General features: G+C 37.1%; 26 protein-coding genes and 1 other annotated feature. Of the genes, 5 read left to right on the plus strand and 21 right to left on the minus strand.

Features of this window, described 5'->3' with window-relative positions:
* The first annotated feature begins 83 nt into the window (after positions 1-83).
* From ACR65M_RS00005 to sigK, 4 genes are all read left to right on the plus strand, one after another.
* A complete protein-coding gene (locus ACR65M_RS00005; protein ID WP_440272288.1) occupies positions 84-614 on the plus strand; it encodes a GerAB/ArcD/ProY family transporter in 531 nt (176 codons plus the stop codon).
* A complete protein-coding gene (locus ACR65M_RS00010) occupies positions 589-1,845 on the plus strand; it encodes a Ger(x)C family spore germination protein (RefSeq protein WP_440272210.1) in 1,257 nt (418 codons plus the stop codon). The genes ACR65M_RS00005 and ACR65M_RS00010 overlap by 26 nt, the downstream gene beginning before the upstream one ends.
* A gap of 3 nt (positions 1,846-1,848) precedes the next feature.
* A complete protein-coding gene (locus ACR65M_RS00015) occupies positions 1,849-2,007 on the plus strand; it encodes a hypothetical protein (RefSeq protein WP_341330792.1) in 159 nt (52 codons plus the stop codon).
* A 182-nt stretch (positions 2,008-2,189) separates the two neighbouring features.
* Positions 2,190-2,903, plus strand: a complete 714-nt coding sequence (sigK, locus tag ACR65M_RS00020; protein ID WP_099352185.1) for an RNA polymerase sporulation sigma factor SigK — start codon at positions 2,190-2,192, stop codon at positions 2,901-2,903.
* A gap of 463 nt (positions 2,904-3,366) precedes the next feature.
* Here the strand turns inward: sigK and ACR65M_RS00025 are convergent, their stop codons facing one another.
* From ACR65M_RS00025 to ACR65M_RS00115, 19 genes are all read right to left on the minus strand, one after another.
* Positions 3,367-3,507, minus strand: a complete 141-nt coding sequence (locus tag ACR65M_RS00025; protein WP_121447284.1) for a YrzI family small protein — start codon at positions 3,505-3,507, stop codon at positions 3,367-3,369.
* Between the two features lie 368 nt (positions 3,508-3,875).
* Positions 3,876-4,106: a YrhC family protein gene (locus ACR65M_RS00030; protein WP_440272211.1), complete on the minus strand. Its 231-nt coding sequence runs from the start codon at positions 4,104-4,106 to the stop codon at positions 3,876-3,878.
* Between the two features lie 137 nt (positions 4,107-4,243).
* Positions 4,244-5,377 (minus strand): bifunctional cystathionine gamma-lyase/homocysteine desulfhydrase, encoded by a 1,134-nt coding sequence (locus tag ACR65M_RS00035; RefSeq protein WP_440272212.1) that lies wholly within the window; start codon positions 5,375-5,377, stop codon positions 4,244-4,246.
* 2 nt (positions 5,378-5,379) lie between these two features.
* Positions 5,380-6,303: a PLP-dependent cysteine synthase family protein gene (locus ACR65M_RS00040; RefSeq protein ID WP_341330788.1), complete on the minus strand. Its 924-nt coding sequence runs from the start codon at positions 6,301-6,303 to the stop codon at positions 5,380-5,382.
* A gap of 249 nt (positions 6,304-6,552) precedes the next feature.
* Positions 6,553-7,257, minus strand: coding sequence for a 5'-methylthioadenosine/S-adenosylhomocysteine nucleosidase (gene mtnN, locus ACR65M_RS00045; protein ID WP_440272213.1), 705 nt, complete (start codon positions 7,255-7,257; stop codon positions 6,553-6,555).
* 22 nt (positions 7,258-7,279) lie between these two features.
* The gene (locus ACR65M_RS00050; protein ID WP_341330786.1) at positions 7,280-7,924 is read right to left on the minus strand and encodes a class I SAM-dependent methyltransferase; all 645 of its coding nucleotides are present in this window, start codon (positions 7,922-7,924) and stop codon (positions 7,280-7,282) included.
* Between the two features lie 149 nt (positions 7,925-8,073).
* The gene (locus ACR65M_RS00055) at positions 8,074-8,826 is read right to left on the minus strand and encodes a YrrS family protein (protein ID WP_440272214.1); all 753 of its coding nucleotides are present in this window, start codon (positions 8,824-8,826) and stop codon (positions 8,074-8,076) included.
* A gap of 89 nt (positions 8,827-8,915) precedes the next feature.
* A complete protein-coding gene (locus ACR65M_RS00060; RefSeq protein WP_440272215.1) occupies positions 8,916-10,691 on the minus strand; it encodes a peptidoglycan D,D-transpeptidase FtsI family protein in 1,776 nt (591 codons plus the stop codon).
* A gap of 89 nt (positions 10,692-10,780) precedes the next feature.
* The gene (gene greA, locus ACR65M_RS00065) at positions 10,781-11,257 is read right to left on the minus strand and encodes a transcription elongation factor GreA (protein WP_099352177.1); all 477 of its coding nucleotides are present in this window, start codon (positions 11,255-11,257) and stop codon (positions 10,781-10,783) included.
* Between the two features lie 168 nt (positions 11,258-11,425).
* Entirely contained in the window at positions 11,426-12,061 is a 636-nt protein-coding gene (gene udk / locus ACR65M_RS00070; RefSeq protein WP_121447291.1) for a uridine kinase, read from the minus strand.
* 1 nt (position 12,062) lies between these two features.
* Positions 12,063-13,337, minus strand: coding sequence for a peptidase U32 family protein (locus ACR65M_RS00075; protein ID WP_440272216.1), 1,275 nt, complete (start codon positions 13,335-13,337; stop codon positions 12,063-12,065).
* 204 nt (positions 13,338-13,541) lie between these two features.
* Entirely contained in the window at positions 13,542-14,471 is a 930-nt protein-coding gene (locus tag ACR65M_RS00080) for a peptidase U32 family protein (protein WP_341330782.1), read from the minus strand.
* Positions 14,468-15,118 carry an O-methyltransferase gene (locus ACR65M_RS00085; protein WP_440272217.1) on the minus strand — a complete coding sequence of 217 codons (651 nt, stop codon included), beginning with the start codon at positions 15,116-15,118 and terminating at the stop codon, positions 14,468-14,470. The genes ACR65M_RS00080 and ACR65M_RS00085 overlap by 4 nt, the downstream gene beginning before the upstream one ends.
* Before the next feature lie 304 nt (positions 15,119-15,422).
* Complete coding sequence (gene mltG, locus ACR65M_RS00090; RefSeq protein WP_440272218.1) at positions 15,423-16,559, minus strand: endolytic transglycosylase MltG; 1,137 nt, start codon at positions 16,557-16,559, stop codon at positions 15,423-15,425.
* A 462-nt stretch (positions 16,560-17,021) separates the two neighbouring features.
* Positions 17,022-17,309: a DUF1292 domain-containing protein gene (locus ACR65M_RS00095; RefSeq protein WP_341330779.1), complete on the minus strand. Its 288-nt coding sequence runs from the start codon at positions 17,307-17,309 to the stop codon at positions 17,022-17,024.
* 14 nt (positions 17,310-17,323) lie between these two features.
* On the minus strand, positions 17,324-17,740 hold the full coding sequence (ruvX, locus tag ACR65M_RS00100) for a Holliday junction resolvase RuvX (RefSeq protein WP_121447297.1): 417 nt from the start codon (positions 17,738-17,740) through the stop codon (positions 17,324-17,326).
* Positions 17,741-17,745: 5 nt separating this feature from the next.
* Entirely contained in the window at positions 17,746-18,012 is a 267-nt protein-coding gene (locus tag ACR65M_RS00105; protein ID WP_010678229.1) for an IreB family regulatory phosphoprotein, read from the minus strand.
* A gap of 147 nt (positions 18,013-18,159) precedes the next feature.
* The gene (alaS, locus tag ACR65M_RS00110; protein WP_440272219.1) at positions 18,160-20,793 is read right to left on the minus strand and encodes an alanine--tRNA ligase; all 2,634 of its coding nucleotides are present in this window, start codon (positions 20,791-20,793) and stop codon (positions 18,160-18,162) included.
* A gap of 54 nt (positions 20,794-20,847) precedes the next feature.
* Positions 20,848-21,063, minus strand: a binding site (T-box leader).
* Positions 21,064-21,155: 92 nt separating this feature from the next.
* Entirely contained in the window at positions 21,156-22,229 is a 1,074-nt protein-coding gene (locus ACR65M_RS00115; RefSeq protein WP_440272220.1) for an AI-2E family transporter, read from the minus strand.
* A gap of 125 nt (positions 22,230-22,354) precedes the next feature.
* On the opposite strand from ACR65M_RS00115, the gene ACR65M_RS00120 reads away from it, so the two are divergent.
* Positions 22,355-23,281 (plus strand): nuclease-related domain-containing protein, encoded by a 927-nt coding sequence (locus tag ACR65M_RS00120; RefSeq protein ID WP_440272221.1) that lies wholly within the window; start codon positions 22,355-22,357, stop codon positions 23,279-23,281.
* Positions 23,282-23,914: 633 nt separating this feature from the next.
* On the opposite strand, the gene ACR65M_RS00125 is transcribed toward ACR65M_RS00120, so the two are convergent.
* On the minus strand, positions 23,915-24,046 hold the full coding sequence (locus tag ACR65M_RS00125; protein WP_121447300.1) for a DUF3918 family protein: 132 nt from the start codon (positions 24,044-24,046) through the stop codon (positions 23,915-23,917).
* Between the two features lie 24 nt (positions 24,047-24,070).
* The gene (locus ACR65M_RS00130; protein ID WP_010678234.1) at positions 24,071-24,259 is read right to left on the minus strand and encodes a YrzR-like zinc ribbon domain; all 189 of its coding nucleotides are present in this window, start codon (positions 24,257-24,259) and stop codon (positions 24,071-24,073) included.
* Between the last annotated feature and the right edge of the window lie 18 nt (positions 24,260-24,277).

The following is a 24,277-nucleotide window of genomic DNA, read 5'->3' on the forward strand; positions in this document are numbered from 1 at the left end:
GTCACAATACTTATCTCAAGTATTGCCATTTTGGAGGTGTTTTATATTGTCTCACTATTTTAGGTTAGTCCACCCATGTATCTATTTTTGTAGAATTCTTTTATTTAGGATTAATTGCTCCCTACCTTGTATCAGCAAAAGCCTATAAAAAAGGAACCTGGATTGCATTTTCTATTGTGATTATTGAGATTACTATTTCATTTATCATCTATTTACTTGTTTTCGATTATGAGGGATTAAAAATGATTGATTATCCTTATCAAGAATTAATACGCTTAATTAGGGTAGGATTTTTAACAAATATTGAAACTTTTTTCTTTCCATTTTGGATAATTGCCTCATTTATTCGTTTTACAGTCTATTTATATTTAATTGCCATATTTATCGGTGGTATATGTAATATTAAAAATTTTGAATATCTAACACCCATTATAGCAACAATCGTTGTTATTTTCGGGATTGCACCAGAGGCGCCTACCTTCACAATCTTTAAGATAAGAGAAAATCTGATTAACATTCTGAGCCCTATGTTTCTTTTGCTTCCTTGTGTCATGTGGATAGTTGCAAAACTTAGAGGGGATTTGAAACATGAAAAAACAAGCCAAAAAAATTAGGCCATTCTTAATACTATTTACTTTATTGATGTTAGTCGGCTGCTGGGATATGGAGGAGATTGATCAAAGAGCTTATGTCCTTGGAATTGGTCTTGATAAAACAGATGTAAAAGGATTTATAAAAATCACTTATCTAATATCTAATCCAGAAGCTGGTTCAACGCAAGAAGGTGGAGGCTCAAGTGAACCAACACATGAAACAATTACATTCAATGCTTCAGATTTTATTCAATCACAAAATATCGCTAACGCTGTTATAGCGAAAGCTATTACATACGACATTTTAGACTTCTTTATTGTTTCAGAGGAGCTTGCAAAAGATAAAGATTTTGTTCGCTGGATGTATGATGCAACCAAGGACCGTGAAATTAGACGTGATTCAAAAATCATAGTTACGAAGGAAGAGGCAAAGACTTTTATTGATCAAAACAAACCAAAGCTTGAAACAAGAAGACATGAATATTTTGAGACAATGTTCGACCATGCAACCGAAATTGGATTTATTCCAAATTCTCAGATACACAATTTTTTTAGAATAACAGAAGCAGATGCAGATTTATTTATTTCTGCCTATGCTACGACTGAGCAAGACAAAGTGACTGCCAAAAAAAACATCGATGCAAACTTCATAGCTGGAAACTTAAATGTAACTGGTGATACTAACCCAGCCCAATTTCTTGGTTCTGCAGTCTTTAAAGAGGGACAAAGGATTGGAAAATTATCAGTGGAGGAGACAAGGTTAACTCAATTGCTTAACAAAGAAGCAACTAACCCTAGCTTTTTGGTTTCTTTCCCAGACCCTTTTAAGAAAAATTATTTTATTACATCACGCTTTATTCAAATAAACTCCCCTCAAATAACTATGGATGTATCAAAGCAAGCACCAAAAATCATGGTGAATCTACCTCTCCAAGCAAAAATTTTAACAGACCATAGTATGGTGAGCTATTCAGATAATGAGCAAAAAAGGAGCGAATTAAAGGATCACATCAAAAAAGGTTTTGAACAAAGAATTAATAATCTTCTTAAACGTACGCAGGAGGAATTCAAAGCTGACCTCTTTGGTTTTTCCCTAGAAGCTAGAAAACATTTTTTAACTATCCCAGAATGGGAGGATTATGATTGGATGAAATCCTATCCTGAAGCAGATATTAGCGTTAAAGTCGATATCACCTTTTCTGAATTTGGGCGTCAGTCGGAATTACCTAGTTATGAAAGGATAAGAGATTAAGGTATGAATGCATTTATTTATTTGATGATGACTATTACCACTCTCTATGCAGTCGGGTTTTCCATTTCTCTTTGGAAAGATAAAAATAAACCTGGTTCCATCGTTGTTTTTGGATTTGCTTTGATCATTGCAATCGCACCATTTTTTACTATTATAAAGTAACTCGAAATTTTTAAGGCTGATGGAGTATAAAAGTTCTTCTTTTGTACTATCCTCAGCTTTTTTACATTGGACAGACACAAGGAAGCATCTTTCTACATAACATTAAGTAAATGGGCAAACGCCTAGGGTAGTAGTGTAATGGATATGGATACATACACTACGATATATGTGGAGGTGAGCGAATGTCTGGACTTTTAGCAGCATTAGGTTATTTTGTAAAAGAATTATTATTTTTAGTATCCTATGTTAAAAACAATGCTTTTCCTCAACCGTTATCTTCTTCTGATGAGAAGAAATACTTACAATTGTTGGCCGAGGGAAATGAACATGCTCGGAATGTGTTAATTGAACATAATCTACGGTTAGTCGCTCATATAGTAAAAAAATTCGAAAACACAGGTGAGGACACAGAGGATCTCATATCAATTGGGACTATCGGTTTGATTAAGGCAATCGAAAGCTATTCACAAGGAAAAGGAACGAAACTTGCAACGTATGCCGCGCGTTGTATAGAAAATGAGATTTTAATGCACTTGCGAGCCCTAAAAAAGACAAAAAAGGATGTTTCTCTTCATGATCCAATCGGCCAGGATAAAGAAGGAAATGAAATTAGTCTAATTGATGTGTTAAAATCTGAAACGGAAGATGTGATTGAAACCATCCAATTAAATATGGAGCTTGAGAAGATTAAAGAATACATTGATGTCCTTGATGACCGGGAAAAGGAAGTAATTGTGGGCAGGTTCGGACTTGATTTAAAGAAGGAAAAAACCCAGCGTGAAATTGCTAAAGAACTTGGTATCTCAAGAAGCTATGTATCGCGGATTGAAAAGCGTGCATTAATGAAAATGTTCCATGAATTTTATCGCGCAGAAAAAGAAAAAAGAAGGACATAAAGTATAAGTGGACTGCAGGCTATGCAGTCCACTTTTTTTCTGATTTTTTATAATTCTACACTTACCTCTGTTCCAATAACAATGGCAATAACAGCTGTAATAACAACTCCCATAACGATCATAAACATATTTATCAACCTCCATAAAGGATGTACTTCTTACTTTTACTTTATCACTTAGGAACTGTGTAAACGTTATCCACTTTTGAACATTGTGTTAAAGAAATTTGACAAAATTAAGTCGGCAAAAAGGAGCGCCTCGTATGGCGCTCCTTTCAATTTATTGTTTATCTTTCTTTGAAAATAAAATGGTAAAAATCAGCACATGTACCGAAAGCATTCGAAACTCCTCCTATGATTTTAGTACGTTAGGTGGAATCCTTCTCCACAGATAACCAAGCTATAATCGGAAAATTTCTCATTAACATTTTACATTCCCCTTTCCTTTTCTTATTTTTGGTTGATTAAAATAAGCGTATCATTGAATATTGGCGTTCCTTCATTTCTTCCATATGTTTATTGACTTTTTCTTCATGTACATATTCCTCGATAGACTTTTCACGTTTTGAAATTGAGATTGTTAAGAAAAATAGATTGATGGTCATTATTTGCTCACCTCCTTTGTTCGTTAGCTTTACATTTAAAAACTTGTGTAGGAAAAATTGACACAAAAAGGCCACAGGTATACGAGTCCTGTGGCGTTAAGGGCATAATAAAGCCACAGGCGTACTATTCCACCTGTGGCATGATTAACGTATCAATAAAATTAAAAATTAATCACCGGTTTGGTCGAATAGATTGTTTCATATGAAGTTGTAATATTTGTCATCGTCACTTTTACTTTCATCATTTTACTCGACCTCCTTTTGTCATTAATTTTTTCCTACTGTGGTAATTATAACCAATTAAGGTGCACATGTAAACACTTTTTTTGCAAAAAAATTCCTTCACCAAAAATTTAGGTGAAGGACTATTATTCTTCGAGTCGTTTTTTATATTTAATCACTAAATTAAAAAATGTAAATGACAAGCTTAAGAGAATGAGTGTAGAACCCATCATTGTATATAGTTGAAACGGAGAACGTCCCTCTGGAATGATAACGCCGATATATAAAAATACACTTAATACAAGAAGGATGTAACCGAAGTTTGTGTAGTCTTTGACTTTAGTACGCAGGTTCTTCATTTGTTTACTTTGTTCCATCATGTATCCACCTACCAATTTATTAAACTTCTACCCTATAATATCATAGCTTGATAGGTTGTTACGGATGTAAATATTAGCAGTTTGAATCACTGAAAAAAACCTCTAACCCATAAAAGGGCCAGAGGTTTATATTTTTATCGCAAGCCTTGTTCGAGGTCTTCGATTAAGTCTTCAACATCTTCTAAACCAACAGAAATACGTACTAGCCCATCTCCAATGCCTAGTTCCGCACGGCGATCTGCTGGGATGGAGGCATGGGTCATTTTAGCTGGCACAGAAATCAAGCTTTCGACTGCACCTAAACTTTCCGCTAAGGTAAAGTATTTAACTTTACTTAATAGCTTATCTGCATTTTCTTCACTGCCAACATCAAAGGAAACCATTCCACCAAATCCTTTTGCTTGTTCTTTAGCAATGGCGTGATTTGGATGGGATTCAATCCCTGGATAGTATACTTTATTAACCGCTGGATGGTTTTGAAGAAACTCGACTATTTTCTTCGTATTTTCCTCATGCTCTTCCATCCTTACTCCAAGTGTACGAATTCCACGAATTAATAACCAGGAATCCTGAGGACCAAGAACCCCTCCAGTTGAATTTTGAACGAAATGTAATTCTTCACCCAGCTTAGCAGAGTTAACAACCGCAAGACCAGCTACTACATCGCTATGACCACCAATATATTTGGTAGCACTGTGTAAAACAATATCAGCACCAAGTGCAATTGGTGTTTGCCAATACGGTGTGCTAAACGTGTTATCAACGATAGTTAAGAGGTTATGTTTCTTTGCAATTTCTGAAGCCCCTTTAATATCGGTAATTTTTAATAAAGGATTTGTTGGAGATTCGATATAAATCGCTTTAGTATTTTCACGAATTTCACCTTCAATATTGTCCAGATTACTCGTATCAACAAAGGTTGAATCAATACCTAGTCGGTTAAGAACCTTTGTCATTATGCGATATGTTCCACCGTATACATCGTCTGTTAAAATGACATGGTCCCCGCTGTTAAATAACATCATTACGGCTGTAATCGCAGCCATACCAGAGCCAAATGCAAACCCTCTTTCTCCACCTTCAATATCCTTAATTAATTCTTCTAGTGCATGTCTGGTTGGATTTCCAGTTCTTGAATATTCAAAGCCTTTATGGCCTCCAATTCCTTCTTGTTTATATGTGCTAACCTGGTAGATAGGCGTATTAACCGCACCTGTCTGTGGATCCTCGCCAACTCCTCCATGAATAAGCATCGTTTTACGTTTCATCGTTAAATCCCACCTTGATATATTTTTTTACTTAAATAGCGTTCACTACTATCAGGAAAAATGACTAGAATATGTGATCCTGGCTGTGCCTTTTCTGACTCTACAAGAGCAGCATGAAGGGCTGCACCTGAAGAACTGCCGACAAGAAGCCCCTCCGAACGTGCTATTTCTTTCACTCGTCGGAACGCATCTTCATCAGATACAGTATGAATCGAGTCAAAATAGGATGTATCCATATAGCCTGGAAGAAATTCCATGCCAATACCTTCTGTTTTATGTGGACCTGATTCACCACCATTTAAGATTGAGCCCTCTGGTTCAACGATCACGGTCTTTATGGACTGTTTCTTTTCCTTTAAATACTTCGCAGTCCCCATAAAAGTACCACCAGTACCTGCTCCCGCTACGAAAATATCTAATTGTCCTTCAAGCTGTTGCCAAATCTCGGGTCCAATTGTTTTGTAGTAGGTTTCAGGGTTCGCTGGGTTTGCGAATTGCTGTGGACAATAGGAATTTGGAATTTCATTAAGAAGCTCTTTTGCCTTTTCAATCGCACCAGTCATACCTGCCTCTGTTGGAGTATTGACGATAGTGGCACCTAATGCCTTCATCAACTCTTGTTTTTCAACTGAGAACTTTTCAGGAACACAAAGAATCACATTTACATTACGATTGATTGCAGCAAGTGCAAGTCCAATCCCAGTATTGCCGGCAGTAGGCTCAATAATCGTTCCTCCTTCAGTTAACTGACCTGTAGCAAAAGCTTCTTGAAGAAGTTCAACTCCTAAACGATCTTTTATACTCCCGCCCGGATTAAAGAATTCGAGCTTTGCAAAAAGACGAACACCATTAGCTAATGGAAATTTCGTAATCTCAACAATCGGGGTATTTCCGATAAGCCCGTGAACATTTTGATACACTTGCATGTTAATTCACTCCGTTTTAATCAAATTCGCCTTGACGAATTCGCGCCCAGATTTTAGGTCAACAGAAGTGGGTCATAAAGACGTTGCCACAGGAAGTGGCGTTCTTAGTCTTTGATCTTACTGCTCGAAAATCTTCCATTGAAAATCTGTGGCATCCGCCGGAGGCATAACTTTATTCAGCCTGTTGCTTACTCTATTCAATATTGTAAAAATCATTTTGGTCAAAAATCTAAGTTATCCTGAATAAAGTTATAAAGACTTATTAATCTGTTCTACTATTTTTTCAACCACGTTTGATGAATGTGCTGCTGCCGTTTCGAGGAATTGTTCAAACGATACATCAGACTCTTTACCTGCGATATCCGATAAAGCACGGATTACTACAAATGGTACTTTAAATTGGTGGCAAACTTGAGCTACTGCCGCTGCTTCCATCTCTACAGCATATAGATCACCAAACTTTTGACTTACAAATGAAACTCGCTCCGGATCATTCATGAAGGAGTCACCTGTTGCAATCAATCCTGTCACAACCTGTATATCTGTGATTCCTTCGGCACTTTTTTCGGCTAATTCGATTAGCTTTTCATCTGCTTTAAATGCAGCAGGCAATCCAGGAACTTGCCCATATTCATAGTTAAAAGCAGTTACATCCACATCATGATGTCTTACCTCTGAAGAAATGACGATATCTCCTACATTAAGCGTTTTTAAATGACCACCTGCAGAGCCTGTATTTACAACATAATCTGGTTTAAATTGTTGTAATAAAATAGTTGTAGATATAGCAGCATTAACTTTCCCAATACCTGATTTTAATAAAATAACATCATACCCATTCAGCGTCCCGGTATAAAAAACACTTTCAGCAACTGTGGTTTCCTGTCTATTCTCAATTTTCTCTCTTAAAATTGCTACTTCTTCATCCATTGCTCCGATAATTGCTATCTTCATTCGTACGTATCACCTTTCGTATTTACTGTTTCGTTGCCTCCATGACCCAAACAAAATGATTAAACCGTGTAAAAACAACAGTAAAGCCATTTTGCTCTGCAATTTCACGTAATACAGGAATGGTTGTGTAATATTCCGTCTCTAGATCTTTTGCAAGGTTATGAAAGCCATTTTGTTTTGCGGAATGAATCGTCATTGTATATTCTTGTTTATTCTCAAACATTGTATCCGCAAACACTATTTTACCACCTTTTTCAAGCAAGTTGCTATATTGTGAAATAGCTTGTTTTTTCTCGGTATCTGTTAAGTGGTGAAATGCATACGTACTTACAATAGTATCAATCTGAGCAGTTGGCCTATTGAAAACAATAAAGTCCCCATCTTCTATTTCAAAAGCAAAGTTATGAAGCTTTTCTAATGCAATTTCCCGCATCGGCTTTGATGGTTCCACTCCATACACTTTTTTATTATTGTTAAGTAATTTTTGAGTGAGATTTCCTGTGCCAACACCAAACTCCAAAACGGCATGGCCAGATTTTTGTACAACATCATTTAAAATGTCATCATATCGTGAAAACACTTCTTTATATTCCACATCATGACCGGTTACAGTTGAATCATAAGATTCCGCCCAACCTTCAAAAACATCTAAAAATTCTCGTCCCATTTTTCTCACTCTCCGCAATTAGTTATTATTCCTATAAGTATAGTATGAATTAAACAATGAATTGTTCTAAATTTAACATATTATACTGCTATTATCAATTATTAGTTGAGAAAACGGCACAAAAAAACGCAGGAATATCCTGCGTATACTTAATCTTCATCTGGTTCATGTTCGTCTTCATCAGGTTCTGAAGTTTTATAGTTTTTATAGGTTTCACTGTCATTTTCTTTTAATTCTTCAATTTTAGTTGGTTTCCAGCCTTCGTTAGGAACCCAATCTAAATATACTTTAAGTACTTGTTTTGTAGTTTTTGATGAAACCGTAGCAGTAATCGAATTTCCACCGTTTCTGCCAAGCCACCACACAACCATATCTGAGCGGTCAAAGCCAGTGGCATAGCTTGTAGCCATTTCCATTTCGTTGCGGTCAACTGAATCAGGAGTGAAGTTCGTTGTATGTGGTTCTGCTTGTTCAGTACCGACAGGCTTCCATGCAGAATTAACGATTGTTTTCACAATATTTGATTCAGGATCACCTTCTGTAATCACTTCAGATTCTTCCGATTCTGTTGTTTTTTGCTCTTCATTTTCTTCAGGCGTTTCTTCTTTGGTGTCTTCTTTCGTTTGTTCATTTGTTTCGCCAGAAGTTTTCTCTGCTTCATTCTCTTTATTGTCTGAAGGATCTGAAGCAGCTTTTCCATTATCATTTGCCGGTTGGTTTGTCTGTTTGGAAGCTACTGAATCATCAACATTTTTATCACCAAAAATTAACTTTCCTCCAAAAAAGACAATCATAACAACCACAAGGACAATTAAAATATTTAAAATTCGATTTACCTTTTTTCTTTTCGCTCTTCTTTCAGATCGAGGCCCTTCATTCAGTTTGTTTATCTCATACCCCATATAATAGTACCTCCTAAAAACGACTATTAATCAGTAAACTATCTTCTTATTCTAGCATGTGTGAAAGAAAGGTTGAAGACATTTCTTTATCAGTCGCTTTGATTGGTACCTTTTTCCTGTTCCAATTGATATATCCCTTGTACAATTTCATAAAAAACAGTATTGGTTACAGATTTTGATCCTGGCTGTTCTATATCGACGACGACAAGCGCGTACTTTGGTTTTTCAAATGGAAAATAACCTGCAAACCATTTATTTACAAGGACTGCATCACCTTGTTTTTTTCCTGTCTCAGCAGTACCAGATTTTCCGGCTACAGTATAGGGAAGTTGTGCGAACCTTTGTCCCGTTCCGGATAAAACCACTCCCCTTAATAATTCTTGAAGTTTACTTGCCGTATAAGGAGCGATTTTTGGTCCGTCCATATCCTGTTTCGAAAATGAGAATAGAGTTGTTCCGTTTTTATATAATACATCACTAACTGTACGAACTTCCTTTTTGGATCCGCCACGAGCAATAGTTGCCATCATATTTGCAATTCCCAATGGAGTTACTCTAACATCCTTTTGGCCAATTGCTGTTTGCGCAACTGCTTTTGCTACTTTTTTGTCACGTTCATCCGTCCAAATTCGACCATTGTATTCATTTGGTAGCTGCTTAAAATCTTGAAATCGGAATACATCCCCATTCCAACCAACTGGTCCAAGTAAACCAAGCATTTCTGAATACTGTTCAATCACGTTTTGGTCTTTTTGTATTAATTCTTGCGCTAGCTTAGCAAAGGTGAAATTACAGCTTTTTGCAAAGCTATCCTGAAAGTTCAGCATACCATGTGGGTATTCGGCTCGCCCTTCTCCGTACAAATCTTGGTCACAATTAAACATTCGATCGTTTGAGATTTGTTGATTTTCAATTGTAGCTGCGGCTATGACTGTCTTAAACACTGAACCAGGGAATTGTGGCATAATCATTTGATTTTCAGCAGAACCATCCCTAAATGGGTTTGATGAATTTATATCTGGTTTGCTCACCATAGCAAGTAAATCGTTAGATTCAATATCAAGAAGAACAATTCCACCCTTTTTCAAATCATGCTTATCAAGTATCTCTTCTGTTAACATCTGGAGGTCTCGATCAAGTGTTGTCTGAATAGCAACTGGATAATAAGGATTTGCAGGTGCCGTGTACTTTACATCAATACCGAATAAAGGTCCTCCATCGCCTGCTACGTGATATAAAAGCTTCGCCTCTCCTTCTGGTAATAAAAATTCATCAAACGTAGATTGTAAACCAGTGATACCTAGCTTTGTATTTTTCGGTAAATAGTTTTTCTCTGGATAACGTTTTTCAAACAACTCTCTGTTTTCCCGGATTAAACCGATTAAGTGTTCGGCGATTTCACTATCGAGTTCATATTGACGATGGACAGCAAATACACCAGGAATTTGGAGGTTATTGATTTTATTCATTTGCGTTTCCGTTAATTCTATGGGTCTTTCTCCACCTACAATAACCGGTTTTTTCGCTTCATGGATTTCATTTTTTAGTTTTGAAGCAGGAATATTTACAATATCCGCCACTTCTTCAACTGGCCATTCAACGTTTTTTAAAAAAGGAAACAACACGAGTGTAGGATAATATTCATGAGTTAACGCCTTTTTATTTCGGTCAATAAATCTACCACGGCCTTGATCAATAACAAGTTCTTGAGTTCGTTGCGATACACTTGCCTCAATTAAATTCACATCTCGATCCGTAAATGATTCTGTACTTACTAGCTGTAATTGTATGAGCCTGCCCATTAATCCAGCTAAGCCTAACAGAATGAATATCAGAATTAGTACTGCTCGTCTTTTAATAGCCATAGAAAAAACACCTCGTCTACAGTTTCGACGAGGTGTCACACTATTTATACATATTAAAATGTTATAAAAAGTCCTAGTGCATGTCAATACTAGTCAATCTTAGTGATTTCGACAAGCATTTCTCCACCTGGAGTTTGAACAGTTACCTTATCACCAACATGTTTACCTAAAAGGCTTTTGGCAATTGGAGAGTCATTTGAGATTTTTCCTTCAAATGGGTCTGCTTCTGCACTTCCTACAATTGTATATGTTTCTTCTTCACCATCTGGAAGTTCAATAAACGTCACAGATTTTCCTAGTGAAACACGGCCAGCACTGTCAGCGTCTTCTTCAATAATCTTTGCATTACGGATCATATTTTCAATTGTTGTAATACGTCCTTCAACAAATGCTTGTTCATCTTTCGCAGAGTCATACTCTGAGTTCTCTGAAAGATCCCCAAAGCTTCTTGCAATTTTAATGCGCTCAACTACTTCTTTGCGCTTAACTGTCTTTAAATGCTCTAATTCCTGCTCTAATTTTTGCTTTCCTTCTAATGTCATAGGAAATACTTTCTCTACCATAATCCCTTCACTCCTTGTAGTCGTTACAATCCCCCTGTGATTGCTTTTAAGTTAAAATATGTAGTACGATTTGTTTCTTTATTGTATGTAGGGAAAGGAATGGTAGAAAATTACCACCATTCCTTTCCTTATTGATTGTACTATCATAACACCTTTTTCTCTGTTATGTTATTACAAAATCACTTTTTGTTCAAGAATTGTTTGAATTTTTGTTACCATTAGGTCTATTGCAACGTGATTTTGTCCACCTTCGGGGATGATAATGTCTGCATATCTCTTCGTTGGTTCAATGAATTGATTATGCATCGGACGAACCACTGTTTCATACTGTTCGATAACAGAATCTAACGTACGGCCACGGTCTTTTATGTCACGTAGCATTCTTCGGATGATGCGGATATCGGCGTCCGTGTCAACATATAGCTTAATATCCATCAAATCGCGTAATCTTTCATCCTCAAGAACAAGAATTCCTTCTAAAATAATGACATCTTTAGGTTCAACATCAATCACTTCAGAAGACCTTGTATGAAATTTATAGTCATAAACTGGTTTTCTTATACCTTTATATTCAAGAAGATTTTTAATATGCTCAATGAGTAAATCATTGTCAAAAGCCAATGGATGATCATAATTTGTACTTAATCTATCTTCAAAAGGTATATCACTTTGATCTTTGTAATAGGAATCCTGCTCAATCATCATGATTGAATGGCCTCTAAAATGCTCATAAATGGCTTTAGAAACACTGGTTTTACCAGATCCTGAGCCCCCAGCAATGCCAATGACAATTGGCTTTCTGCTCATCTTACTTCCCCTTTCGCATCATGTTGTTTGGATAAACAAGCTTGTCCACTTTAAATGAAACAATTTGCAATGGATGTTTCGCAGCTTCTATTTCGTTTCCGTCCTCATCCCAAATCGTATCAACTGTTTGTGTAAAGTTGTCAATTTCAGGGCCGAAAAATTCAACCTGGTCGCCCTTTTTAAAGTAATTGCGCTGTTGTAACGTTACAATTCCTGATTCCTTCTCATAGTCTAACACGAGACCTGCAAAATCATAAGTTGTTTTTTTACTATGCATACCATACATTTGCTCTGATACACCAGGAACCCCTTCAAAGAAGGCAGGAGCCGTCTCACGATTTGCACATTTATCAAGCTCTTTAAGCCACTCTTCATCTATGACGAAATTATCTGGATCAGCACTATACGCATCGATAACTTTACGATAAACACTTACTACTGTTGCAATATAATGAATTGACTTCATTCGTCCTTCAATTTTCAAGCTATCAATTCCTAATTCAATCATGCGTGGAATCGATTCGATTAGCTTTAAATCTTTTGGACTCATTGCAAATGGAGCATCACTATCATCAAAAAGGGCTACTTCATTTTCATTTTCATCCAACTTAAATAAATCGTAATCCCAACGACATGATTGGCAACAACCACCACGATTCGAATCGCGGGCTGTCATATGATTACTTAATGTACAACGTCCAGAATAGGCAATACACATCGCACCATGAACAAAAGTTTCGATTTCAATATCGACCTTTTCCTTCATTTCTTTTATTTCTTCGGCACTTGTTTCACGCGCTAAAACAACACGTTCTAATCCCTCTTCTTTCCAAAATTGAACAGCCTTCCAGTTAGAAAGTGATTGCTGTGTACTTAAGTGTACTTCCATCTTTGGAGCCACTCGCTTGCACGTTTCAATAATAAGTGGATCTGCTACAATAATTCCAGATACTCCAGCATTTTCCAGTCCGACCAAGTATTCATCTAATCCATCTATATTTTCATTATGAGCAAATATATTTGTTGTAACATAGATTTTCGCACCATATTTTTTCGCAAATTCGACACCTTCTGCGATTTCTTCTAATGTAAAATTATCAGCATTTGAACGCAATCCATATTCTTGACCACCAATAAAAACAGCATCCGCCCCATAATGAACAGCAATTTTTAGTTTTTCAAGGTTACCTGCTGGAGCAAGCAATTCAGGTTTTTTAACAATTACACGTTTGCCGTCTACTATTTTTGAAATAGGTTCTTTCACAACTGCTGTCATACAATATCCTCCTTTATCACTTTATATCAAATGCGCCTTGGCATATTGCGCCCAGATTTTAGGCCCACAGGAAGTGGGTCATAAAGACGTTGCCACAGGAAGTGGCGTTCTTAGTCTTTGATCTTACTGCTAGAAAAACTTCCTTTAAAAATCGCATGTCTCCGCCGGAGGCTCTAGCTTTATTCAGTCTTCTAATGAATAAAGTTAGTAAACTGTTTCTTTAAAATAGAAACCTGTATCTAGTGGTCGATTAGTTGGTTGAAGTTTCTCAAGTTTCGTTAATAATTCATCCTTGATATCTTCATACTCATCACGATTTTCGACACATAAGTCTATTGCTTTTCGATAGATTTTTGTAACCTCAATCAGATACTCTGTTGATTTTAAAATCCCCTCAATTTTAAAGCTATCTACACCAGCATCAATCATTTCTTCCAGTTCATCGACAATACACACATCATTTGGGCTCATGATATGAGTGCCATTTTCGTCTTCAAAAATAGGATATTTATTACCGCGCTCTTCATCAAATAGAAACATATCTTTTTCTTTTTTGCGATTTTCAATTTCCATTACATTGCCTTGATATTCGAAATAGTTTCCGACTAAGGAACGCTTCGATTGGAACATGCACATCATTCCATGTACTTGAACTTCAATTTCAACTTCTGCATTTTCCTTAATTTCAACAATTGCATCCATATTTAACTCACGTGCTAGAACTGCACGCTTTGAGCCTTTTCTGCCCCAGTAATTGCATGTATACCAATTTGTCGCTGTTGTTTCAGTATTCCAGTGAAGTTTCATTTCTGGTGCAACCTCTTTAACAGTCATCAGTACGGCAGGGTCACCAAAAACAATCGCATCAACATTGCTATCACGTAGAAACGCAACATAGTCTCCTAACTCAGGGACCTTTTCATTGTGGAAAAGAGCATTCATTGCAACATATATTTTAGCGTCATGTGCATGAGCAACCTCAACTGCTTTTACTATTTCCTCCCGGTTAAATTCACCCGCAAGACGTAAGCCGTATCGTTGTTCACCAATAATAAATGCTGTAGCACCAGCATTTATCAGTGGTTCAATATCTTCTACACATGTAGGAGTCACCAGCAACTCTGGTTTCTTCATTCCGTTACACCTCTTCTTTTACTTAATGCAACCCCATCCCCAACAGGTAAGATAGTAGTCAGATAATCTGGGTGTGCGAGGAGCCATTCATTATAGGATTTAATTTTTGTAACAAGATTTCTTATTCTTTTACTCTCAATTTGTTCCTCTGCAACAAGCCCTTTAAATAGTACATTATCCGTTACAATTAAACCATCCTTTGAAAGGCATTTTTCATAGATGTCAAAAAAATGTCGATATTGCCCTTTAGCAGCATCGATAAAAATGCAATCAAATTCCCCATGTTTCTTTACTTCTTCGGCAGCTTCAAGAGCATCCCCGAAAATCACTTCAATTTGTGAGCCTGTCCCTGTTCGTTCAATATTTTCAAGGGCTTTTTCGTATCTTTCTAGATCCCTTTCAATAGTGACAATTTTTGTCTTTGGAAGTGCCTGAGCCATTCGAATCGCAGAATAGCCGATTGCTGTTCCAATTTCTAAAATTTGCTTTGGCTCAGATATACGCAATATTTGAAGCATTGTTTCAATGCCTACTAGTTCCATAATTGGTATATTGTTTTCTTTTGCATATTGTTCAATTTCTTCAATGATTTCGTCTCTTTTTGGAAATAGATCTTCTAGATAATTGGTTATTTTGCTTGATAACAAGAAAAAAACCTCCATTTCAGTATGGTGGTATTGGTTAAAAAGTGCAGTCATTTGTTTTTGTATACCTAATCAAATACGCATTGGCGTATTTGCGCCAGAGTTTTTCGAGCATGCTCGAAAAACTTCCTTTGAAAAATCTTTGCATCCGCCGGAGGCTAATTTTATTCAGTCCGTGTTTGAACCCCAAGAAGTTTTTTAACTAATACTTAATCCCACTATAAATGAGAGTGATATCTACTGAATAAAGTTCCAACTTATTTTACCATAAAGAAAAAGGGAACGCCATATTGGGTTCCCTAGTAAGTTATTCTTGATTGGTTATATACTGTGCTTTTTTAGCGTTATGCTCTTCTAATGTCTTGGAGTAATACACATCTCCTGTTGGAGCGGCTAAGAAATATAAATAATCAGTCTCTGCAGGATTTAAGGCAGCTGATAAGGATGATTCACCGGCATTTGCAATTGGTCCAGGTGTTAAACCTTGGTTTTTATATGTGTTGTATGGCGAGTTCACTTCAAGATGATCATATAGGACACGTTTTTTATGTTCTCCTAATGCATAAAGAACAGTAGGGTCGGTCTGAAGTGGCATTCCATCATCTAGACGATTATAAAATACGCTGGAAATTTGCTCACGGTCTGTTTGTGCCGTTGCCTCTTCTTCTATTAATGACGCCATGGTTAATAGTTTATGAGTAGAATCAATGTAGTTGTTCCCTTCCATTAGCCCTACGTATTTCACTAGGATTTTATCCGTTTGTTCTAGCATGGTTTCGACTATGGATTCAATTGAAGGCTTTTTCTCATAAAATGAATACGTTGCTGGGAATAAATAACCTTCTAGTGGATGTTTAATATCCTTGTTTAAAATTTCATCCGATAGTGTATTTGGAAACCTGCTAATCAAGTCTTTAACATAGGCAGGGTCATCGACCTTTTCCATGATCTCTTCCTGAGTATAACCGGTTTGCTCCGCAATAATTGTTGCAATTTCTTCAAGTTGTTTTCCTTCTGGTATCACTAGTTTAAAAGCTGCTTCTCCCATAAGGATTCCTGATTTCAGACTTTCAATGATTTGGTCAAAATTCATAGATTGATTAAATGTATATTCGCCAGCCTGAAAACCTGATACATTTTTAAATTTTGTGTAATAACGAAAAACTTTTGCGTGTTTCACAATATTATTTTCTTCAAGGATTCTTGCAATCGCTGTTGGCGACGAACCAATTGGTATAGTTACTTCGATTGGTTCCTTATTCGTAGGGTCAACAGGCTCAAGTGCTGATTTTATATATAAATAGCCTCCGCCAATTATTCCAGATAAAACTACTAATATAACGATAAATACGATAAACACAATTTTACGGATTGTTTTGGCTTCTCTATGCCGTTCTTGCAAATTCTTTTTATATAAATCCTTTTTCGATTCGTTATCAGACATATATCGAAAATCCTCCCCTCACTCGAATTATTATACTACATTTTTTTATCTAATTCGTCAATTTTAGGGAGAATTCACTATATTTTTGCAGTTTTTTCTAAAAATTTCGTGCATTTTTAGGTATCAATTGAAATTTTTTAAGCCATAAGTTGGAGAAAAACATAGACTGCCTTTGCAGGATTTTTTTGTCTTTGACGCCGTTGATCTTCACTGCAGGCGGCCGCTTTCCGCGGGCGTGGCTTGAGCCTCCTTGTCGCATACGCTCCTGCGGGGTCTCAAGTTTCACGCTTTTCACGCTGGACATTGAATTTGCTTCTTTGAAATAACCCACGCACGAAGAAAATGTGAATACATTTTCGAGGAGTCGCCGCCTTCCGCTTCAATCAACTTTGTTTGCATATCTTATAAAAACAACAATCAATTAGAAAGGAGCCAAATGAAAAAAACAGCCCGAGGCTGTTTTTATTCTTCTCCTTCTTCATCAAGGAATGTATTTAACATTTCTTCGACAAGGTCCCATTCTTCTTCCGTTTCGATTGGTTTTAGTTCACCATCTTCTCCGTCTTCAGAAGGGCTAAAGCTTGATGCATGAATTTCGATGTCTTCATCATCTTCATTTTCATCACTTACAGGATAGTAAAGGACGTATGATTTTCCAAATTCTTCCGATTCGAATGTAAATAAAACCTCACAAAGAATTTCGTTTCCTTGCTCGTCAATTACTGTTATTTGCTTTTCACCATGTTCCATTTTAATCCACCTCATTAATTTTTACTATCTAGATACCCCTGGAGGATCATGACTGCAGCCATTTTATCAATGACCTGCTTTCTCTTTTTTCGACTTACATCCGCTGATAATAGGACACGTTCAGCTGCTACTGTTGAGAGACGCTCGTCCCACAATACAACAGGCAAACCGAATTTCTCTTGTACCATATCCGCATAGTATTGACTGGCTTCACCACGTGGTCCAATAGTTCCATTCATATTCTTAGGTAAACCAATCACAACAGATTCTACTTTATATTCCTTGATAATTTCACCAAGTCTTTCTAAGCCAAACTGCTGTCGTTCTTCATTTATCTTGATTGTTTCAATGCCTTGAGCAGTCCAGCCCATTTCATCACTAACGGCGACACCGACTGTTTTAGAGCCGACGTCCAAACCGAGAATCCTCATTCGTTTTACCCCTCACGATGGATCTTTAAATACGACTTAACTAACTCCTCGATTATTTCATCTCGTTCAAGCTTTCGGATAATATTCCTTGCATCATTATGACGTGGAATGTATGCAGGATCTCCGGATAACAAGTATCCTACAATTTGATTAATTGGATTATATCCTTTTTCTTGAAGAGCATCATAAACATTGAATAATACTTCATTTACATTTGTTTCAACTGGTTCCTCTGGAAAGTTGAATTTCATCGTTTTATCAAATGAGCTCAAGTTTTGCACCTCACTCTTTAGATTCTGGTGTCCGCATCCGTACATGTAAATCTTACCACTCATTGTACACTAATCACAACTAAATAGAAACAAGAAGTGACATTTTGTATCATACTTTTGTGACAGTATGATACAAATTCACTTATTTTAGATACTTTTTACCCATTCTTCTACAAATTGTAGTGCGGATTCAAGTTGTTCTGGATTTTTACCACCCGCTTGCGCCATATCAGGTCGGCCACCACCGCCCCCACCACAACGAGTTGCTACTTCCTTAATTAATTTTCCGGCATGGAAACCTTTTTCAATTAAGTCTTTTGTTACACCAGCCGTTAAGTTTACCTTGTCTTCGTTTACAGAACCTAAGACAATTACTGCTGACCCAAGCTTTTGCTTTAAGTCATCTACCATTGCACGAAGATTATTCATATCTTGGGCATTTACCTTACTATATAAAACAGTTGCGCCATTAATTTCTTTCGCTTTTTCAACCAGGCTTCCAGCTTCTATATTGCCAAGTTTTGCTGAAAGTGATTCATTTTCACGATGCAAATTGCGAATTTCAAGTTGTAATGCTTCAATACGACTTGGAACTTCTGCAGGCTTTGTTTTTAATAGGCTAGCAACTTCCTGTAGCATTTTTACTTGGTCATTGATTACATGATATGCCGCTTCACCAGTTACAGCTTCAATACGGCGTGTACCTGCGCCTATTCCGGACTCAGAAACGATTTTGAATAACCCGATAGTTGATGTATTTGGTACATGACAACCACCACAAAGCTCTAAACTATAGTCACCAACCTGAACAACACGAACGATGTTGCCATACTTTTCACCGAATAGGGCCATTGCTCCCATTGCTTTTGCCTCAGCTAGAGATTTATAGTCAATATTAACTGGAATGCTGCTCCACACTTTTTCATTCACAATCGCTTCAATTTGCTCAATCTCGTCTTGCTTAATTTGACCAAAATGAGAGAAGTCAAAACGTAAACGATTCGATGTCACAAGTGAACCCGCTTGGTTTACGTGCGCACCGAGCACATCTTTTAATGCTTGATGTAACAAGTGAGTTGCCGTGTGGTTTTTAATAACACCAGAACGATTCTCTTGGTCAACCTTCGAATGAAGCTTGTCACCTTTTGTTAAACTTCCTTTTTCAACAACTACCCGATGAAGGTTTTGTCCATTAGGCGCTTTTTGAACGTCTTTTACAACTAGTTTTGTATTTTCGTTTTCAACTGTACCTTCATCCGCGATTTGTCCACCACTCTCAGCGTAAAAAGGCGTTTGGTCTAAAATAAGTTGAATTTCGTCACCTTCATTTGCCTTCTCCACCATTTCTCCGTCTTTTACGATGACAAGAACGGTTGATTCAGCTTCAAGTTCATCATACCCAACAAATGTACTTTCAACTTTAATTTCACCAAGAACCCCGCTTTGGACCTGCATGGAATCAACATCTTGACGAGCAGATCTTGCTCGTTCACGTTGACTTTCCATTTCACGCTCAAAGCCATCGTGGTCGACTTTCATACCTTCTTCTTCTGCGTATTCCTCAGTTAATTCAACAGGGAAACCATACGTATCATATAAACGGAAGACATCTGCACCTGAAATAATGTTACTGCCTTTTGCTTTTTCCTTTTGAATAACAGTTGATAGTATTGCTAATCCATCATGTAAAGTTTCGTGAAAGCGTTCCTCTTCTGTTTTCACGACTTTCTGAATAAATTCAGTCTTCTCTTTAACTTCCGGATAAAAATCAACCATAATCTCCCCAACAACTGGAACGAGTTCATACATGAACGGACGGTTGATGGATATTTGTTTTGCATAACGTACAGCGCGTCTTAATAAGCGTCTGATTACATAACCTCGACCTTCATTGGAAGGAAGCGCCCCATCACCTACTGCAAATGTAACTGTACGGATGTGGTCAGCAATAACTTTAAATGCTTCATCCTTTTCTTTTGATTGACGATATTTTTCACCTGAAATGGATTCTGTTGCCTCTATAATCGGCATAAATAGATCTGTGTCAAAGTTCGTAGGCACGTTTTGAATAACAGAGCACATTCTTTCAAGACCCATTCCTGTATCAATATTCTTTTTTGGTAGTGGTGTATAAGAACCATCTGGATTATGATTAAATTGTGAGAACACAAGGTTCCAAATTTCTAAATATCGCTCATTTTCTCCACCTGGATATAATTCTGGATCATTCGGGTCATTTCCAAATTCTTCACCTCTGTCAAAGAAGATTTCTGTATTTGGACCACTTGGACCTTCACCGATATCCCAAAAGTTTCCTTCAAGACGAATGATTCGCTCCTCAGGAATTCCTATCTTTTTATTCCAAAGCTCAAACGCTTCATCATCCTCAGGATGAATCGTAACAGAAAGCTTCTCTGGGTCAAAGCCAATCCAGTCTTTGCTTGTTAAAAATTCCCACGCCCATTCAATTGCTTCCTCTTTGAAATAATCACCAATGGAAAAATTCCCTAGCATTTCAAAGAAAGTATGGTGGCGTGCTGTTTTTCCAACATTTTCAATGTCATTTGTACGAATCGATTTTTGTGCATTACAAATTCTTGGATTTTGAGGGATTACACGTCCATCAAAATATTTTTTTAAAGTCGCAACACCACTATTAATCCATAGTAAGGACGGATCTTCATGTGGAACTAAGGAAGCACTTGGTTCTATTGCATGCCCCTTTGATTGGAAAAAATCCAAAAACATTTGGCGAACTTGAGCTGATGTTAACTGTTTCATTTCATTACCTCCAATTACATTTTAGACATAAAAAAATACTCTAATCCCCTAAAAAACAGGGACGAGAGTATGCTCGCGGTACCACCCTGATTATGGACACAAAGAAATAGTGTCCATCACCTTCGTATATTGATAACGGTATTCACCGGTAGGTTTACCTACACTCAGGAGTAGCTTTCTATTACCCTTCATCCGAAATTCCTCTCAGCCTTGGAAATTTCTCTCTGGTTTGATGGTACTGTAACATACTGATTCCTTCATAGTTTTCACTGATTGTGATTAAATTGTTACATTATGTATTACCTAGTTCTTGTCAATTATATTCAAGTCAAAAATGTTTGTCAACGTCGGCGTTCATTGTGTTAATGTTCCTTTCTGGCAACTGTAAAATGCTGTTTCGCGTGAACAATAAACACCTTTAATATGGCTACAACCGGAACAGCCACAATCAGGCCTACCACTCCACCAACTTCTCCTCCTACTAATAACGCCGCTATTATCACAATCGGATGTAATCGTAAGCTTTTCCCGACAATAATTGGTGAAAGCAGGTTTCCTTCGATAAACTGAAGGCCAAACACAACAAGAACCACGATGATAAGCATTTTGATTGAAATGGTAGCAGCTATAATAGCGGCAGGAATTGCACCAATGATCGGACCGAAGTATGGAATGATATTCGTTATACCAACAATGCTTCCAAATAATAAGGGATATTTCATACCGGAAATCCAAAATGCAACTGAAGCAGTTGATCCAACAAGCAAACAAACAATCAACTGCCCTCTAATATAATTCCCCAACGACTCATCAACATCTCGAAAAAAAAGCTGACCAGCTCTTCTAAGTTTTCGAGGCGTTATATACCAAAGTGCTTTCATCATTTGGTCGTGATCCTTCAACAAATAAAAAACAATGAATGGAATGATAGCAATGATGAAAATGGAATTAAACAATGCTTTCAAAAATTCAATTGTCCTTGAAAGCAGAAAATCCACATAATTTTCTAGCGAATTAAGCAAATCATCAAGCTGTGCGTGAACAAAAGCAGGAAGCTGTGAACTTCCTGATTCAATTTCTTTTAACCAGACCCTGTAGGTCTTACTGAATTCCGGAAAGCTCTCAGCAAGATCCTTGAGCTGTGCAAGAATCACCGGAATTCCTTTGTATATACCAAAACCAACCCCACCGAAAAAAACCAAATATATCAGTAGGATTGCAAGCGATCTCGGTACTCCACGATTGCTGATTTTTTCGATGATAGGATGTAGTAAATAAGCGATAAAAATAGAAAAAACGAAAGGAACCAGAAATGTTTTTAAGAGTAAAAGAATCGGGAGCCAAACTGGTGCCAATTTCAAAAAAATATAGATAGTCAAAAATGCTAGTAATAATAGTGATATTCTGAAGATCCATTTAATTCTATTTTCACTCATTTCCATCCACTCCCTTGTTAGTAGTTTTTGGAGTCTATGCGGTTTTATACGGGTCGTGCTCGTAACCTATAATATTGTAAAAAGAAAGATTATTTTGTAAAATATAGCTGAAAGGATGTGGTAAATTGGTTATAGTTATTAAACCACGTGGTGAAAACATTGAACTAGAGTTACTTCGCTCTTTACGCGTCCACAAAAAATTAGAGGAAGAAGACGAAAACAACTATGTATCCCTCGAAAAAGGCTGGGCAGGTGAAAAACAGTTTGACCAATTGCTTTTAGGCCTCACAAATGAATGCCTCATATTAAACGACCTTCTCCTGAAAGTGAACAACACCCTCTTCCAAATTGATTCCCTGCTTATCACGCAAAAGAAAATAATCATCTTTGAAGTAAAGAACTACGAAGGAGACTATTACATCAAAGATGGACGCTTGCACATTATTAATGGAAAAGAAATCAAAAACCCACTCATTCAAATCTCCCGTAGTGAATCCTTATTTCGGCAACTCCTCCAAGATTTGAAGTTTAATGTCCCCGTTGAATCTCATGTCATATTCATCAACCCAGAGTTTTTTTTATATGAGGCACCGGTAAATGGCTCTTATGTATTCCATGCGCAACTTGGTCGATTTATTAAAAAACTAGATGCGGGTGCGGCATCTCGGGTTTCCGATGGTCATATTGACTTAGCACATAAATTGGCTTCTTTGCATATAACGAAAAATCCCTATTCGCGCCTGCCTGATTATACATATGAGGAGTTGGAAAAGGGGATTGTTTGTAAGTGTGGGTGCTTGGGATATGAAGATACAAAAGGGCAAACTTTGTTTTGTAAAAAATGTGGCTTTGTAGAGGACAAAGAATTAGCCGTGCTAAGGAGTATAGAGGAGTTTAGGTTCCTTTTTCCTAAAAAACGTATAACTGTGGATGTTATTTATAATTGGTGTAAGGTTATAAGATCAAAAAAAACAATACAAAGAATCCTATCCAAAAATTTCGATTTGATATCATTTGGCAGAGGCTCATATTATGTAGATAAAAGGAAGTAAAAGTGGTCCGAGACAGTTTTTGGGGGGGATTTATTGGGATGGTTTATTAAACCTTATAGCTGGTATGGCGAATCATAGTTTTATCCAGGGGTGAACCTCTTTCTCTACTTTGCTGGTTCTATAACTCCTAGTTTTATCCAGTTGCGAGCCTCTTTCTCTTCTTTGCTGGTTCGATAACTCCTAATTTTATCCAGTTGCGGGACTCTTTCTACACTTTGCTGGTTCGCTAACTCCTAATTTTATCCAGTTGCGGGACTCTTTCTATACTTTGCTGGTTCGCCAATTCCTAATTTTATCCAATTGAGAGCCTCTTTCTACACTTTGCTGGTTCGCCAATTCCTAATTTTATCCAATTGAGGACCTCTTTCTACACTTTGCTGGTTTGCTAACTCCTAATTTTATCCAATTGAGAGCCTCTTTCTACACTTTGCTGGTTTGCTAACTCCTAATTTTATCCAATTGAGAGCCTCTTTCTACACTTTGCTGGTTCGCCAACTCCTGATTTTATCCAGTTGCGGGCCTCTTTCTACACTTTGCTGGTTCGCCAACTCCTAATTTTTTTTCCAGTTGCGAGCCTCTTTCTCTAGATTTCCAAACCAATACCAAAAAACCCCACATCCGTGGGGTTTTCATTTAAAACATTTTCGTAATGCGTTTGCGCATTTTTTTCATGTTGCGGGCAGACATTACATCTGTTCTTTGCATAATTCCGTATGCCGCAGCACCTAGACCTATAGTGATTAGAGAAGTCATTGTTTTGTTCATATCCTCTTCACTCCTTGTTTAGGATTACATACTGATCCTTCTGTCGTCCTCAGCAAACAGATCATCCAACGAACTGAGTGTGCCATCTTCCTCTACCTGATGTGTGAATATTTGTCCTTTGTTAACAGATAGTTCGATAAAACATCCCCAGCAGTAATATTGGTTGACACCAATTTTACCGATATCTTTACTTTTACAGTTTGGGCACTTCACAGGGTACACCTCACATCA

It is taken from the genome of Ferdinandcohnia sp. SAFN-114, assembly GCF_059415045.1.

Bases quoted from the DNA above. Each gene is read 5' to 3' on its own strand.
- ACR65M_RS00010 (WP_440272210.1), top strand. From the start codon at position 589: ATGAAAAAACAAGCCAAAAAAATTAGGCCATTCTTAATACTATTTACT.
- ACR65M_RS00015 (WP_341330792.1), top strand. From the start codon at position 1,849: ATGAATGCATTTATTTATTTGATGATGACTATTACCACTCTCTATGCA.
- sigK (WP_099352185.1), top strand. From the start codon at position 2,190: ATGTCTGGACTTTTAGCAGCATTAGGTTATTTTGTAAAAGAATTATTA.
- ACR65M_RS00025 (WP_121447284.1), bottom strand. From the start codon at position 3,507: ATGACCATCAATCTATTTTTCTTAACAATCTCAATTTCAAAACGTGAA.
- ACR65M_RS00030 (WP_440272211.1), bottom strand. From the start codon at position 4,106: ATGGAACAAAGTAAACAAATGAAGAACCTGCGTACTAAAGTCAAAGAC.
- ACR65M_RS00035 (WP_440272212.1), bottom strand. From the start codon at position 5,377: ATGAAACGTAAAACGATGCTTATTCATGGAGGAGTTGGCGAGGATCCA.
- ACR65M_RS00040 (WP_341330788.1), bottom strand. From the start codon at position 6,303: ATGCAAGTGTATCAAAATGTTCACGGGCTTATCGGAAATACCCCGATT.
- mtnN (WP_440272213.1), bottom strand. From the start codon at position 7,257: ATGAAGATAGCAATTATCGGAGCAATGGATGAAGAAGTAGCAATTTTA.
- ACR65M_RS00050 (WP_341330786.1), bottom strand. From the start codon at position 7,924: ATGGGACGAGAATTTTTAGATGTTTTTGAAGGTTGGGCGGAATCTTAT.
- ACR65M_RS00055 (WP_440272214.1), bottom strand. From the start codon at position 8,826: ATGGGGTATGAGATAAACAAACTGAATGAAGGGCCTCGATCTGAAAGA.
- ACR65M_RS00060 (WP_440272215.1), bottom strand. From the start codon at position 10,691: ATGGCTATTAAAAGACGAGCAGTACTAATTCTGATATTCATTCTGTTA.
- udk (WP_121447291.1), bottom strand. From the start codon at position 12,061: ATGAGCAGAAAGCCAATTGTCATTGGCATTGCTGGGGGCTCAGGATCT.
- ACR65M_RS00075 (WP_440272216.1), bottom strand. From the start codon at position 13,337: ATGACAGCAGTTGTGAAAGAACCTATTTCAAAAATAGTAGACGGCAAA.
- ACR65M_RS00080 (WP_341330782.1), bottom strand. From the start codon at position 14,471: ATGAAGAAACCAGAGTTGCTGGTGACTCCTACATGTGTAGAAGATATT.
- mltG (WP_440272218.1), bottom strand. From the start codon at position 16,559: ATGTCTGATAACGAATCGAAAAAGGATTTATATAAAAAGAATTTGCAA.
- ACR65M_RS00095 (WP_341330779.1), bottom strand. From the start codon at position 17,309: ATGGAACATGGTGAAAAGCAAATAACAGTAATTGACGAGCAAGGAAAC.
- ruvX (WP_121447297.1), bottom strand. From the start codon at position 17,740: ATGAGGATTCTCGGTTTGGACGTCGGCTCTAAAACAGTCGGTGTCGCC.
- alaS (WP_440272219.1), bottom strand. From the start codon at position 20,793: ATGAAACAGTTAACATCAGCTCAAGTTCGCCAAATGTTTTTGGATTTT.
- ACR65M_RS00115 (WP_440272220.1), bottom strand. From the start codon at position 22,229: ATGAGTGAAAATAGAATTAAATGGATCTTCAGAATATCACTATTATTA.
- ACR65M_RS00125 (WP_121447300.1), bottom strand. From the start codon at position 24,046: ATGAACAAAACAATGACTTCTCTAATCACTATAGGTCTAGGTGCTGCG.